Source organism: Moorena producens 3L (genome assembly GCF_000211815.1).
GTDB classification, from domain to species: domain Bacteria; phylum Cyanobacteriota; class Cyanobacteriia; order Cyanobacteriales; family Coleofasciculaceae; genus Moorena; species Moorena producens.
In genome coordinates, this window is sequence record NZ_GL890841.1 from 71,436 (window position 1) to 85,498 (window position 14,063).

At 42.6% G+C, this 14,063-nt stretch carries 11 protein-coding genes and 1 pseudogene; 9 read left to right on the top strand and 3 right to left on the bottom strand.

From position 1 onward, the window contains the following. Positions 1-1,078: 1,078 nt before the first annotated feature. The gene (locus tag LYNGBM3L_RS09110) at positions 1,079-1,465 is read right to left on the bottom strand and encodes an SET domain-containing protein-lysine N-methyltransferase (protein WP_008181653.1); all 387 of its coding nucleotides are present in this window, start codon (positions 1,463-1,465) and stop codon (positions 1,079-1,081) included. 849 nt (positions 1,466-2,314) lie between these two features. Between LYNGBM3L_RS09110 and LYNGBM3L_RS09120 the strand changes: the two genes are divergently transcribed. Both LYNGBM3L_RS09120 and LYNGBM3L_RS09125 read left to right on the top strand, forming a co-directional pair. Then, positions 2,315-3,052 carry a sulfotransferase-like domain-containing protein gene (locus LYNGBM3L_RS09120; protein ID WP_131826886.1) on the top strand — a complete coding sequence of 246 codons (738 nt, stop codon included), beginning with the start codon at positions 2,315-2,317 and terminating at the stop codon, positions 3,050-3,052. A 589-nt stretch (positions 3,053-3,641) separates the two neighbouring features. Then, a complete protein-coding gene (locus tag LYNGBM3L_RS09125) occupies positions 3,642-4,946 on the top strand; it encodes a glutamate-5-semialdehyde dehydrogenase (protein ID WP_008181659.1) in 1,305 nt (434 codons plus the stop codon). A gap of 760 nt (positions 4,947-5,706) precedes the next feature. On the opposite strand, the gene LYNGBM3L_RS09130 is transcribed toward LYNGBM3L_RS09125, so the two are convergent. Continuing rightward, positions 5,707-6,258 carry an RNA ligase family protein gene (locus tag LYNGBM3L_RS09130; protein WP_008181664.1) on the bottom strand — a complete coding sequence of 184 codons (552 nt, stop codon included), beginning with the start codon at positions 6,256-6,258 and terminating at the stop codon, positions 5,707-5,709. A gap of 1,312 nt (positions 6,259-7,570) precedes the next feature. Here LYNGBM3L_RS09130 and LYNGBM3L_RS09140 point away from each other — a divergent pair. From LYNGBM3L_RS09140 to LYNGBM3L_RS09165, 6 genes are all read left to right on the top strand, one after another. Next, on the top strand, positions 7,571-7,819 hold the full coding sequence (locus tag LYNGBM3L_RS09140) for a hypothetical protein (RefSeq protein ID WP_044492511.1): 249 nt from the start codon (positions 7,571-7,573) through the stop codon (positions 7,817-7,819). Then, positions 7,816-8,220 carry a type II toxin-antitoxin system tRNA(fMet)-specific endonuclease VapC gene (gene vapC, locus LYNGBM3L_RS09145; RefSeq protein WP_008181669.1) on the top strand — a complete coding sequence of 135 codons (405 nt, stop codon included), beginning with the start codon at positions 7,816-7,818 and terminating at the stop codon, positions 8,218-8,220. Before LYNGBM3L_RS09140 ends, vapC begins: the two co-directional genes overlap by 4 nt. 69 nt (positions 8,221-8,289) lie before the next feature. Beyond that, complete coding sequence (locus LYNGBM3L_RS09150) at positions 8,290-10,668, top strand: ArnT family glycosyltransferase (protein WP_008181670.1); 2,379 nt, start codon at positions 8,290-8,292, stop codon at positions 10,666-10,668. Between the two features lie 241 nt (positions 10,669-10,909). Next, the gene (locus LYNGBM3L_RS43110) at positions 10,910-11,050 is read left to right on the top strand and encodes a hypothetical protein (protein WP_154659722.1); all 141 of its coding nucleotides are present in this window, start codon (positions 10,910-10,912) and stop codon (positions 11,048-11,050) included. A gap of 94 nt (positions 11,051-11,144) precedes the next feature. Next, positions 11,145-11,810: a hypothetical protein gene (locus LYNGBM3L_RS45585; protein ID WP_008181673.1), complete on the top strand. Its 666-nt coding sequence runs from the start codon at positions 11,145-11,147 to the stop codon at positions 11,808-11,810. Further along, positions 11,800-12,189, top strand: a complete 390-nt coding sequence (locus tag LYNGBM3L_RS09165) for a hypothetical protein (protein WP_008181674.1) — start codon at positions 11,800-11,802, stop codon at positions 12,187-12,189. The genes LYNGBM3L_RS45585 and LYNGBM3L_RS09165 overlap by 11 nt, the downstream gene beginning before the upstream one ends. A 169-nt stretch (positions 12,190-12,358) precedes the next feature. Here LYNGBM3L_RS09165 and LYNGBM3L_RS09170 read toward each other — a convergent pair whose 3' ends face one another. After that, positions 12,359-13,117: a cation diffusion facilitator family transporter gene (locus LYNGBM3L_RS09170; protein ID WP_008181676.1), complete on the bottom strand. Its 759-nt coding sequence runs from the start codon at positions 13,115-13,117 to the stop codon at positions 12,359-12,361. 476 nt (positions 13,118-13,593) lie between these two features. Here LYNGBM3L_RS09170 and LYNGBM3L_RS47155 point away from each other — a divergent pair. Next, a pseudogene (locus LYNGBM3L_RS47155) lies at positions 13,594-14,063 on the top strand (IS630 family transposase); the annotation flags it as partial.

Here is a 14,063-nt window from a genome sequence, read left to right on the forward strand (position 1 = left end):
AATTAAGAGCTAACCGCCACCTACTAACTAAAAATAGAACTTTTTTGTATTGTTCCGGCGCGGAGGGTCATCCCGTGTCGTTAATAAAGCTTGCCGAGTATCCTAACCGTTGGGTGGAGTTGGCAAGAAGCCCACACGCTCACTCGTTCGCGGAGCGGCTCTGTAAGAGCAGAGTCAGTGTGGGAGTATGTCACCAAGGACACAACCTGCTGAACCAGCACCGACAATTATATAGTTATAGAGCATCTTAGATTTAGGCTCAAATGGAACTATTGGCTGATGTGAGTAGTTAAAATTAACATTGAGTCTGTGGCAAAAGTCAATTTATGCTTTTTGCTATGTAGCTATAGTACCTATTACTGTGAGCTGTTCCCAAAAAAATAACCCCTGAGTCTGTTGCTGTTAGATCACAGCTCGACCAACTAAGGGGTATCGATGGCTGAATTGCGTAAGCTATTTACTACTATCCACAGCCGCTGTATGCGATCGCGTTTTCGGAAAGTTAACCTTAGGTATAAGTTGATAGTAAGAGGAGTTGCTCAGACGTCAGGCAACTAGTATGTAGCTGGAAAACCCTTTGGAGCTGTTACACAAAAAAAATACCCCTGTCTTGCTCTTAGATCACAGACAGAGGAATTAAGGGGTATCGATGACTGAATTGCGTAAGCTATTTACTACTATCCACAGTGGCTGTATGCGTACGGGTTTTCCCAACGTTAACCAAAGAGTTAACCAATGGTATAACTTCAGCGTAAGGTTGCTCAGACATCAGACAACTAGTATTTAGCTGGGACAAGCCTTTGAGCTGTTCCAAAAAAAATACCCTCTGAGTGTCTTGCTGTTAGATCACAGCTCGACCAACTAAGGGGTATCGATGGCTGAATTGCGTAAGCTATTTACTACTATCCACAGCGGCTGTATGGGTAAGGGTTTTCGAAAAATTCACCAAAATAATGTATTACTTCAGGGTAAGGCGAGCTGGTAAAGTGTTTTTGAAATTTAGAAAACACTAAATCTATGTGACTCAGAAAATTAGATCAGGATTTATGAAAAATATCACAGGACTTGCTAACAATGATTAAACAAATTTGTTGGCATCAGCATACTCATCAATGTTGGTGTAGAATAATGTAACTTCTTGACTTTTATTAATATTTTTATCTGCGATCAAATGTGACCATAAACCAATTTTATCTTCGATCCAGTCCACACGAGCATTCGGGTTTTCTGCGTGATTACAAAGAGAAGCTAAACCAAAAACAAGATATCCAGTCACATTTTTACTTTTGCCATACTCTAACGGCTTTACGAAGTAATACTTGAATATTTCCGTTTCATTTATGTTTGGTATTTTGTTTATAGAAAAAATACCAACAGGAGCAACTTCAATTAATGTTCCTTGGGGAATATCCTGTGTCGCAATAATGCCCCTTCCTTTATTAGGAATTTTGTTGACTTCAATCATTGATTATTTCCAATTTATAATTTTAAACCATCAATTTATGATAGTTTATTTTACCATATTATTACATCCCAATCTAGCGAAATTAGCAACATCACCGTCCAAATCAACGAGTTAGACCTGACAGGGACAATTGTTACTATTTAACCGTTCACTCTCCCTGCAAAAAAGCGATCGCTAAAACTACCTACTCAAGATGATGAAGTAGTTTAGGTTCATCTGTGCGGTTGTCATCTTTTATGAATCGAGCCATGATTGATTATATCTCAAGTCCTGACTTTTAGGATACAACAATCTGGCCTCTGAGAAGGACTTTTCCTCCCTCTACAGTTTGAATGTATGAGTGAACATGAACCTGGTACACTTCAGAATTGGAGATAGTGGCCGTTACTTTTCATATAGGCGGTTCATCAACAGATTTAGTTGTTCGTGTTGCTTGTGGATGGTTTTGTTACCCTCCTGACCCTCCCAACACTTGCACGCTATGAATCTTTTTGCTCCTTATGTGATTACTCCGGCTCTGATATTTGAATCCTTGTCATAATTTTATTACCATAAAAATTTTTTTTTTACAAGCCGTAAGTAATATATTGATGGGAACATCCCAATTTGGTAAATCTATCCCTAAAACTAACGATAATACTAGGGTTTGGAACAGGGTAAGCGCAAGAAAAATTGAGCCAAAATGTGATATAGAGCAAGGCTTATTGATTCTTGCGTTTACTCTGGGGTTTAAAACCCTAATTAAAAGTGTTATGTACAAAAATGGTATGCTTCTTAATTATTGATGATTAACGCTTGATAATCGCTAAATTTTATCATTGCTTGATTCGAGGAAAGGAGATTGATTTAGTGGCAAATCAACTGAAACGCATCGCCATGTGGGCTAGTCCACGATGTCTTTCGACAGTTCTACTACGTTCTTGGGGAAATCGCCCGGATACCTTTGTACAAGACGAGCCGTTTTATCCACATTATCTTTCAGTCACTGGTCGGAAAGACCCGGGAATGGACGAAGTGCTCAACCGTTATGAAACAGACTGGGTCAAGATTGTAGAGCAAGTGACGACCGGGTCAATACCAAACGACAAATCTATCTATTACCAAAAGTTTATGATATATCGACTCCTACCCCATATCGACATTAGTTGGGTTCCCCAATTGACCAACTGCTTTCTGATTCGTGAACCTCAGGAGATGCTCCTATCTTATCTTCGGCTATGGCCTAATCCGACATTGGACACCATAGGGATGCCACGACTTAAGCAATTGTTTGAAATAGTCCGTGACTATTCAGGTCTCATTCCGCCGGTAATCGATGCCCGTGACCTACAGGAAAACCCACGCCATACTTTGTCCTTGCTCTGCGAAGCGGTAGAGGTTGAATTTACAGATGCGATGTTAAATTGGTCTAAAGGCAACCCAACCGATGATATTTGGTCTAAATATCAGTGGTATGACACGGTGAGAAACTCAACCGGGTTTCACCCCTACAAACCCAAAAACGATGCCATCCCGGAGCGCTTTGATGACCTTCTTTCCCAGTGCAATGAAATCTACAGGGAATTATACAAATATCGCCTTGTGTGACAACGAAAGGGTGACAAACAAGCTCAGGGCAAACGCATCTTGTTGGGTAACCGGGGATAGTTATCAATAAATCCTGGCTTATGGTGCTTGTTGAGAAGATACTTTCCAAATATAGTGTTTTTTTAATTTATAAAATACTATAATACAGGACTAAAAAAATTATTAGATGCGTTTGCCCTGCGGCTGTATGCGTACCGGTTTTCGCAAAGTTAACCAAAATGTATAACTTCAGGGTAAGGCGAGCTGGTAACAGGTGATGCAACTAGTATGTAGCTGGGAAACGCTTTTGAGCTGTTACACAAAAAAAATAACCCCTGAGTCTGTTGCTGTTAGATCACAGCTCGACCAACTAAGGGGTATCGATGGCTGAATTGCGTAAGCTATTTACTACTATCCACAGCAGCTGTATGCGATCGCGTTTTCCCAACGTTAATATTATAGTTAACCTTATTTATAAGTGATGCTTTAGTCGATGATGGGGATTTGGGGCAAGTAAGAATACTCAAGAAGGCCAGTGCCTGCACCGTGTGGGAGCATCAATTTGCTACACTGCTGATCACGTATTGGTATTGCCTCCAAAATCAAAACCATGACAGCTACACCACTTGCATCCATACCCCTAAGTGCGATCGCTCAAAAAACCCGTCAAGCTGCACAGAAGTTAGCCGTTCTCTCAACAAAGGCTAAAAATGAAGCTATTGAGGCAATAGCCCAAGCCTTGGAAGCTGCAGCACCGGAAATCCTAGCGGCGAATGCTGCAGACTGCCAAGCGGCTGAGGCAGATAAAATTCCCAAACCCCTTTACAATCGCCTGAAGTTGAACGAAACGAAGCTCAAGGGGGCTATTCAGGGGGTGCGAGATGTGGGCAACCTTGGTGATCCTGTGGGCAATGTCCAAATTCATCGAGAACTGGATCAAGGACTAATCCTCAAACGAGTCACTTGTTCCTTAGGAGTTTTAGGGGTTATCTTTGAAGCTCGTCCCGATGCCTTAATTCAAATTACCTCTCTTGCGATTAAATCCGGTAATGGTGTTATCCTCAAAGGCGGTAAAGAAGCAATTCGCTCCTGTGAAACCCTAGTCAAAGCAATTCATAAAGGATTATCTACCACAGCAGTTGACCCAGCAACGGTACAGTTGTTAACCACTAGAGAAGAAATCAAAGAGCTGTTACAACTAGACAACTATGTGGATTTGATTATCCCCAGAGGGTCGAATGCTTTTGTTCGGTTTGTGCAGGAGAATACTCGTATCCCAGTACTTGGTCATGCTGATGGGATTTGCCACCTCTATATTGATGCAGCAGCTGACTTGGAAAAAGCGGTAACTATCACCGTTGATGCTAAAACGCAATATCCAGCGGTTTGTAATGCGATTGAAACCCTGCTGGTGCATTCAACAATTGCTCCTCGTTTCTTGCCCCTAGCAGCAGAAGCTTTGAAAAAGCGTAATGTAGAATTACGAGGGGATGAAGCTAGCCGTGAGATTATCCCAATCTCGGTAGCAACGGATGAGGATTGGTCTACAGAATACAGTGATTTAATTCTTTCTATCAAAGTAGTAGACTCTGTAGAAGAAGCGATTAACCATATCAATACTTATGGTTCCAGACATACGGATGCAATTGTTACTGAAGACCAGGAGGTAGCAGATAGCTTCGGAAATCAAGTGGATGCCGCTAATGTTTTCCACAACTGTTCTACTCGCTTTGCCGATGGTTTCCGTTATGGTTTTGGAGCAGAAGTAGGAATTAGCACTCAACAAATGCCCCCCCGTGGTCCAGTGGGGTTAGAGGGATTGGTGACTTACAAATACAAGGTTACAGGTAATGGTCACATTGCGGCTACTTATGTTGGTGAGAATGCTAAGCCCTTTACCCATCGGGATATCTAATATTCTTCCGTAAATTTATAATGCTTACGGAAACTAACAGGTTTTAAATTCCGAAAGTATTGTCCAGTAATGCTTTCAGTATAATTATACTGGCAGGCGCTCCTAGTAAGTGCTCAAGAGCGATATTTTTGGAATTTTGCAAGAGGTCTATTAAAAAAACCTCAGCGGGTAGCTGAGGGATTAGTCACGTTGCATCTACTATTTCTTAATCCTTGATTGGTCGATCTAGATCCGGAACAATTTAGAAATGGGTAAGCCAAATCAAACTAATAGATTGGTTGAGACAAGATTAAACAAAAAAAATCCCCAGCCGATAGCTGAGGGATGAGTCAGGGTGCATCTACTATTTCTTAATCCTTGATTGCTCTGTCTTGATCCGGAATAAATTAGAAATGGGTAAGCCAAATCAAACTAATAGATTGGTTGAGATAAAATTGAACAAAAAAAATCCCCAGCGGGTAGCTGAGGGATGAGTCAGGGTGCATCTACTATTTCTTAATCCTTGATTGCTCTGTCTCGATCCGGAAGAAATTAGAAACGCGGTCGCCAAATAGAACTGATAGATTGGTTGAGACAAAATTGAACAAAAAAAATCCCCAGCGGGTAGCTGAGGGATGAGTCAGGGTGCATCTACTATTTCTTAATCCTTCATTGCTCTCTCTAGATCCGGAAGAAATTAGAACTGATAGATTGGTTGAGACAAGATTGAATAACAAAAATATCCAGCGGGATGTCAAAGGCAATGATAATCAATCGTCAATCAGAAGTCTTTGCATTTAATTTTTGCTTGGCGTCCATCCTCGTGGCGAAAGACAATTCCTTCTGCCCTGCACCCAGGGGAATACAAACTTTCTAGATCTGTTAATGCGTCTCTTAGTTCGTTGAAGGTTCTAGCAATATTCTCAAACACAGGAGCTTGTAAGTTAAACAGTACGCAAATATGTTCCTTTAGCTTTAATGGGTTACCCTGAATTTTTGGTCCCAAAGCTTCCGCACAATGTTTCCCATCCGGTACGTCAGATAGATCTGTGTTTCTCATCGCTTCAAAGATCCATTGATCAGCTGGATCGTCCGAGTTAGCATCTACATACCAACCATCTTGTATGCCAAGCTGTTTTTGTTTCTTGGTTGGATTACGCCGTTTTTCTAAATGTATACATTTGCCAGAAACCACACTTAAGCGTACATTAGTTCCATCAAGTTTTTCCGTAGCTATTCCTTCGCCAGCGATCACCCACTCGCAACCTGAGCGCACTTTGTTAATAACCTTAAAATTATCTCCCCGTTCAAAAATTGTTGGAATTTTTTTCATAACTCTGACACCAAATTTCAAGAGGGCAATTGCTACACCTCTGTTCACCTTAGACTAGACACCTTACTATGGAATCGATAACAGGATGGGTTATCCCTTTTTCTTCCGCTTACCCTGGCTGAGGGATGAGTCAGGGTGCATCTACTATGTCTTAATCCTTTATCGGTCGATCTTAATCCGGAACAATTTAGAAACCCGTTCGCGTAGCGGGGCAAAACCCATCGCATTGATCAGGAGTGCATTTCTCAAAAGTGATAGATTACTTGAGACAAAATTGAACAAAAAAAATCCCCAGCGATTAGCTGAGGGATGAGTCAGGGTGCATCTACTATTTCTTAATCCTTGATTGGTTTCTCTCGATCCGGAAGAATTTAGAAATGGGTAAGCCAAATAAAACTGATAGATTGTTTGAGACAAGATTAAACAAAAAAAATCCCCAGCGGATAGCTGAGGGATGAGTCAGGGTGCATCTACTATTTCTTAATCCTTCATTGCTCTATCTAGATCCGGAAGAATTTAGAAATGGGTAAGCCAAATAAAACTGATAGATTGTTTGAGACAAGATTAAACAAAAAAAATCCCCAGCGGATAGCTGAGGGATGAGTCAGGGTGCATCTACTATTTCTTAATCCTTCATCGGTCGATCTAGATCCGGAACAATTTAGAAATGGGTAAGCCAAATAAAACTGATAGATTGGTTGAGACAAAATTGAACAAAAAAAATCCCCAGCGGATAGCTGAGGAATCAGTCAGGGTGCATCTACTATTTCTTAATCCTTCATGGCTCTATCTAGATCCGGAAGAATTTAGAAATGCTTAGGCCAAGGAGACAGCCAAGATGGCTATTCCACATAGAACTAATAGATTGGTTGAGACAAGATTGAAAAAAAAAATCCCCAGCCGGTAGCTGAGGGATCAGTCAGGGTGCATCTACTATTTCTTATTCCTTCATTGCTCTCTCTAGATCCGGAAGAATTTAGAACTGATAGATTGGTTGAGACAAAATTGAACAAAAAAAATCCCCAGCGGGTAGCTGAGGGATTAGTCAGGGTGCATCTACTATTTCTTAATCCTTGATTGCTCTCTCTAGATCCGGAAGAAATTAGAAATGGGTAGGCCAAATCAAAAGGCAAGTTGTGAAACCGTTTGACCTTGATGTAAAAAACCTACCCCTTTCAGCCACACTTCCCTGTCTCTCCTCTGCCCCCACACATCCCACACCTCCCACAAGACCCACACTTCCCGGACGAAGTAGCTCACCCAATTTAGAACTGCTATAAACTTGGATAAGTTCTATAACGCAGAAAGCACGATGGAAAGCATTAAAGTAATCTCCCATGTGGGGTCTGATGGTATTTTACATCTGGACGTTCCAGTAGGGATAACGAACGAAGAATTAGAAGTTATGGTGGTTTTTAATCCATTAAAATCATCCTTAAAACTAGAAACACCCCAAGGCTGGATGCCTGGTTTTTTTGAGGAAGTAATTGGGGGTTGGGCGGGAGAACCGTTAGAGCGGGGGAAGCAAGAAGAGTTTGAAACCAGGGAGAGTCTATTTTGAGCTACCTTTTGGATACCAATGTTTGCATTCGGCTGTTGAACAATACCAGTCCGGCGGTGACATCTCGCCTTGCTACCGAACAACCAGAGAATATTTTTATCAGCTCCATAACCGAGATGGAGTTATATTACGGTGCTTATCGTAGTACCAAACAGTCAATAAATTTAGCACTTTTGCAACGATTTTTCAGTCAGTTTACGATTCTACCGTTAGACAGCAATCCTGCCAGAATAGCAGGACAAATCCGGGCTGATTTAGCAGCTATGGGAACACCAATCGGACCTTATGATTTACAAATCGCTGCGATCGCCCTTGCTAATAATTTAATTGTGGTTACTCATAATACGGCTGAATTTAGCAGAGTTCGTGGACTACAAATTGAAGATTGGGAGCTGGACTAGCTTTTAAGCAAATACTACTAGAGCAAGTTGAAAAATATTGGTATTAGGGTGTAAAATACCAACCCATCATTGACCTTAACCATTGTGTTGAAGCATCAACCATTAGCCCGGATCCCCTCTGCTACTACTGGCTGGAGTGACGTGATCGTATTACTATTGGGGTTGCTGGTGTTAATTCATGGCTTGAGTGGATATGGATTGTATGAACCCCACGAGGGTCACTTCGGCGGCGTTGCCCGTGAAATGCTGTTACGTGGGGATTGGATTACGCCTCATCTCAACGGTTCACCCTACCTGAATAAACCCCCATTACTTTATTGGCTGATAGCAACCAGTACGACCCTATGGGGTTCCACAGAGTACGCAGCACGGCTCCCTCTAGCCATTATCGGTTGGCTTGGTGCGATAGTTGCCTGGAAATGGGCGCGAGAACTCTGGAATCCTACCGCTGGTCGTCTAGCAGCTTTAATGCTTTGCTCGACTACTGGCTGGTTTGTGTTTACCCACCAGATTCTGATCGATGTACTCTTGGCCACCTTGCTCTTAGCTACCTATTATTGCTTGTGGCGGTTAGAGAGGGCACCTCACTGTTGGATCTACTGGTTAAGTCTGTATAGTCTTTTAGGATTGTGTGTCTTAACCAAAGGGCCAGTATTCCTAGGATTTCCCCTGATTGGTTGTTTAGCGATCGCATTTAGACAACGGAGCTGGAGACTATTCCAGCAATTGCGAATTCGGCTAGGAATAATCGTGACCTCTCTAGTAACCTTGCCATGGTTTATGGCAGTAGAACAGGCTAACCCAGGCTTTTTCCACTACTTTCTGTTCAACGAAAATCTCAAGCGGATAGCGGATACCCGATGGCCACCAGATTATGAAGTATCTAAAGTCAGTGCCATAGGCTATTTAGTTGTAACAGCAATCTGGTGCCTACCGTGGATAGTGGTACTACCCCAAGCACTCTATAGCGCTTGGCAGGACTACTGGCCAAACTACTCCCGAAACTACTTGCCAAGCTACTCACCAAACTACTCAGATAGTAGCCAACAACCCAATAGTTACCGCTACACAAACCAAAACTGCCATCCCTGCTTTGAGACCTCAGTAGGGTTATCCGATTCCTATTGGGACCCGAAGCAAGAAGGGAGGGAGCTAGGGTTTAGGGAAGCTTCCAGTGACCAGACTTTCACAAATTCCAGGTCATCAGGGATATTGCTCCTAGTCATTGCGGCAACACTGCCTATCGTCGCCTTTCTTCCCCTATCGTCTCGTTTAGTATATTACAGTATTCCTAGTATCCCACCCCTAATTATCCTATGTGCTGGTTGGTGGTCTCGTTGCCAAGACCAGAAGCAGAGACAGGGGCGAATTGCAGCAGCGGTCAGCTTCTGTAGTTTAGGTGTTATTTCCGGGTTAGTGGGGATTAGTGCTAGGCTTTGGAATCCCAATTGGGTCAGCAAATTAGCAGAATTATCCAACTATCGAGACTTCGATGGCATAATTTATGCGATCGCACTCTGGTTTAGTAGTGGTTTTCTGATTGGTGGCATTTTCCTGCTGCTGAAACGTGCCAAGTCAGCATCCGTATCTATTTTCCTCAGCTTCTTCTTCGTTTATTTGACATTTACCCATAGTTTTACCACTCTCCAAGACATCCGTTCCGCCAAAACCCTGATTCAAACCGCCAATCCTACCTTAGGACTATCCACCCTCTGGACATTTGAAGGGTCACGAGAACTAGGAGCTGCTGGTGCTATGAGCTACTACCTCAACCAAGACCATAGACTTCGTGGCAGTTGTGGGGATAGGGCACTTGGGAACAGGGAACAGCGATGCAGCGCGGTCTTGGGGAGGCAGCGCGGTCTTGGGGGTCTCCCCCATGAGCGACTGCCGTGGTTTCCCCCACTCGCGCTTTGCATCAAGACGGGAACAGGGAACAGAGCAGAAGAATTGAAGAAATACGAAGTAGTACTAAAGCCAGAGACTAAAGAAGAACCGAACAATTTCTCCTCCTCCCTGTCTTGCCCATCTTTCGATCTTCCAGCGGGTTGGGCTAAAGGCAAAGATAATACAGCCTATCGGATCGTACTCGTTCTGACAGATAGTGGCTTCAATCGTTTACCCCCTGAATTTCCAGGACCAAAACCGCAATACGGGATTACTAAACAGAAACTTCAGGAATATTGGGATAGCTCCCGTCCAGTAGTCTTTGTCACGGATTTCCTGGGCCAGCCTGGTGATAATTTAGATGATTTATCAGTGTCTGGCAAATCAGGAAAAGTCCCAAGAGCAGACAGTCAACACTTGTCAAATCATCCAGCAATGATGCAACACCCCGAGAGCAATCTTAACTTACCTAACCATGTTGGTGAACCCTTGCTAGTGGTTGAACCAAGGAAGCTTTATGGAAACGCTGCTGCTAGAGAAATTTGGTTGGCATCGCAGTAAGCATTCAGCTATCAGCCGTCAGCTATCAGTTATCAGCTATCAGCTATCAGCTATCAGTTATCAGCTTTCAGCTTTCAGCTTTCAGCTTTCAGCTTTCAGCTTATGGGCTACGCTGGTTGACTGACAAAAGTTGAGCGCGATTTCACGAACCCCTTACCAGGGATGGGCGCTTTGGGCATTGACATCTGGTTGGGGGAGCCAGCATTCTCAGGAAAGAAACCACTCACATCCCAAAAATGCTGTGAAAATAAACTCCCGCCTCTACAATGCCTTGAAGACAAAGATTGGTCAACCCTCTGACTGGGCGCATCTGAGTCATCTGACCACCTGTTTATGGATGGTGGTTGGTCTACTCCAGATAGGAGACGAAACCTTAGAATAGTGGAGCCTTTATAGGGGACTGGCTATGAGAAAAAGGGTTAAAACTTATTAAATAAGGCTCCACTATTCTTACGGTAACTTCCTCGGAAGTTAATTTGACCCGTTGGATTCCCCACATACCCTGTCGTGGTCACTATGCTCAAAGCAAACAACGTCGGATGCAACGGTGGCTGTACAATGCCCGCATTAACGTTCATCGCTTGTATAAACCCCTGATCCAGTCAGCCTTGGCGGATTGGAAACAAGAGTGTCTATATCTAAGCTTAGATACATCGTTGTTTTGGGATGAGTATTGCTTGGTGCGCTTGGCGGTGGTGCATCGGGGACGAGCGTTGCCAGTGGTCTGGCGGGTGATGGAACATGGTAGCGCCTCTGTCGCCTTCAAAGACTATCGGGAAATGTTGGAACAAGGCAGAGGGCTATGCGGTGAAGGGGTTAAGGTGATATTGCTAGCAGACCGAGGCTTTGTCCACACCGATTTGATTAGGTTAACTACTCAATGGGGCTGGCATTATCGGATTCGTGTGAAAAAGGATACTTGGATTTGGCGGAAGGGCATTGGCTGGTGCCAGCTTCAAGACTTTCATTTCAAACACGGAGCTGCCTTGTGCTTTCACAATGTCAGGTTGCATAAAGAACAAAGGTACGGTTGGGTCCATCTCATCTTTGGTCGCAACAATGTCAATGGTGAGTTTTGGGCGATTGTTAGCGATGAAAAGACGACCCTCCAAACATGCGCAGGAATATGGAATGCGATTTGATATTGAAGAAAACTTCTTGGATGATCAGTCCAATGGCTGGAATGTGCACAAGTCGAAAATTCGTTCTGTGTCTGCCCTATCTCGGTTATGGTTTATCTTAGCTGTAGCCACGCTGTATGTCACGGCAGTTGGAGTTGAGGTCGTCAAGACTGGCAAACGTCGGTGGGTCGATACCCATTGGTTTCGAGGCAACAGCTACTTTCGTATTGGTTGGGAGTGGGTCAAATCTGCCTTAGCCAATGGCTGGAAACTTATTCATCAGGTACGTTTCACCTCTAATTACGACCCTGACCCAGCCATGGCCTCCCGCAAACAACATCAGAAAAGGTACTATCGACTCGAATTTAAGGTAAAAACCTACGATTATGCTTTTCATTAAGTTTTGTCAGTCAACCAGATGGGCTACGTCACAGGCTTCTAGCCTGTGCCACAAAGCTGACGGCTGACGGCTGACCGCTGACCACTGACCGCTGACCGCTGACCGCTGAATGCTTACCTAAAAATTCACGAAAAATATCAGATCAAATTCAATAACTGTCCAGGAATTTTCAATCCTCTTTGAGTTTTATCAAAGACACTAAATCGGTCTTTCCTAACTCTAGCCAGCCTGACTGTTGAGGGAGTTTTTCTATCGCCATCGTCTTAGTTGTTGATGATTCCCTAAATAATTTTTCCAGAGTTTGCTGCAGTAGAGGAAGAGTACTTAAGCCAATCAAAATAGCTACACTAAAGCTGATGATCGCATCCGCCTGAGGCCAGTTGAAAATCCCAACTGCTAAAGCAGCTATTATCGTGCCGATTGAGCTAACTACGTCCGCCAGTACGTGCAAAAACGCACCACGCAAATTGATATCTTGCTCGGTATTTTCCCCTAGCCAATAGAGGTTAATGCTGTTGATCACTACGCCAATTAACGCAGTGACTAGCATCGGCAAACTGAGGATTTCCTCAGGTGTCCCTTGCAGATGGGCGATCGCTTCTCGCCCAATCCATACAGACATAGCCACTAGACCGATACTATTGATCAGACCAGCTAAAACTTCAATTGGTTGATTGCTCATTTGCTTTCGAGACTTCGAGGAGCGTTGAGCCAGCCATGCAGCAAGCAAAGCAATACTCATTGCTACAATATCTGCCAGCATGTGAGCGGAATCAGCTTTGAGAGTTAAACTGTGGCTAACAAAGCCCACAACCATTTCGAGTAAAGCAAAGATTGTGATTAATACAATCACCCTCTTCAACCGCTGAACTTTACCCAGAGATACGCTGGTCTGGCACAAACAACCTAATCTGTTGCAATTGAGCATAGTTTCAATAACTTTGGTTAGTCAACTGGGAAAATAGTCTTGCCTCGGAAAATCGTTTCCTGCACCTCGATATCAATGATATCCATTGGCTCAACCTCCATGGTATGTTCATAAATAATAACAAAATATGAAACAAATATTGTCATAGATATTTCCCTGATTAATTTTTCTGTAGCGACCGCAATTATTTGCCTACTACAACGTGATGTTTATCTGAATTAAAACTTGTGAACACAAGTTTATTCAATGTTTTAAACACTAATTCATACTGTTGTCAAGCTCATGACGTCTTCCAACAATATGAGCCTCAAATACCATATAGCAAAACAAGTTTTTTTGTCAAGCTTTAGCTTTCTTTAAAAATTGCATTTTAAGGAATTAGATTTGAGATAGTACCAAAGTCTATAAACGCTTTAAGCTGTTCGGCATTTAAATTGGTATAATAAAAATTAATAAATAACCCAATAATAGGAAATATGCCAGCAAAAAATTATCTGACAGCAAAAAACAATACTTCAAAAAGCCTTAAAAATAGAAGAAAATGGAAATATTAGAGAACGTATTTTAATTTTGCTGTTGTTGAATAGTGGAAAAACACAGTTAGAAATTGCTGAAGTTTTGGGTTGTTCAAAGAACACAGTCTGTTATTGGTGTGTCCACGGAGATCCAGATGACTTAGAGAGTCTTAAAGATAAAAGAATGAAAGGCAATCACCAAAAAGCAACAAAACAATATATAGAAGTATTATTAGAATTAGTCGAAAAAGAACCCGAAGAATTAGGATATGAATTTGGTCGATGGACAGCTCAAAAATTAGCCGTTCATTTAGAAGATACAACAGGCATCAAGTTAAGTGGGTCTCAAGTTCGTAGGATACTAGTCAAGAAAAAATATGTTTACCTTTGGTCAAAGTATAGCTTAGATTCTAAAAAAGACCCTAAAAAAA

Bases quoted from the DNA above. Each gene is read 5' to 3' on its own strand.
- LYNGBM3L_RS09110 (WP_008181653.1), bottom strand. From the start codon at position 1,465: ATGATTGAAGTCAACAAAATTCCTAATAAAGGAAGGGGCATTATTGCG.
- LYNGBM3L_RS09125 (WP_008181659.1), top strand. From the start codon at position 3,642: ATGACAGCTACACCACTTGCATCCATACCCCTAAGTGCGATCGCTCAA.
- LYNGBM3L_RS09130 (WP_008181664.1), bottom strand. From the start codon at position 6,258: ATGAAAAAAATTCCAACAATTTTTGAACGGGGAGATAATTTTAAGGTT.
- LYNGBM3L_RS09140 (WP_044492511.1), top strand. From the start codon at position 7,571: ATGGAAAGCATTAAAGTAATCTCCCATGTGGGGTCTGATGGTATTTTA.
- LYNGBM3L_RS09165 (WP_008181674.1), top strand. From the start codon at position 11,800: ATGCGATTTGATATTGAAGAAAACTTCTTGGATGATCAGTCCAATGGC.
- LYNGBM3L_RS09170 (WP_008181676.1), bottom strand. From the start codon at position 13,117: ATGCTCAATTGCAACAGATTAGGTTGTTTGTGCCAGACCAGCGTATCT.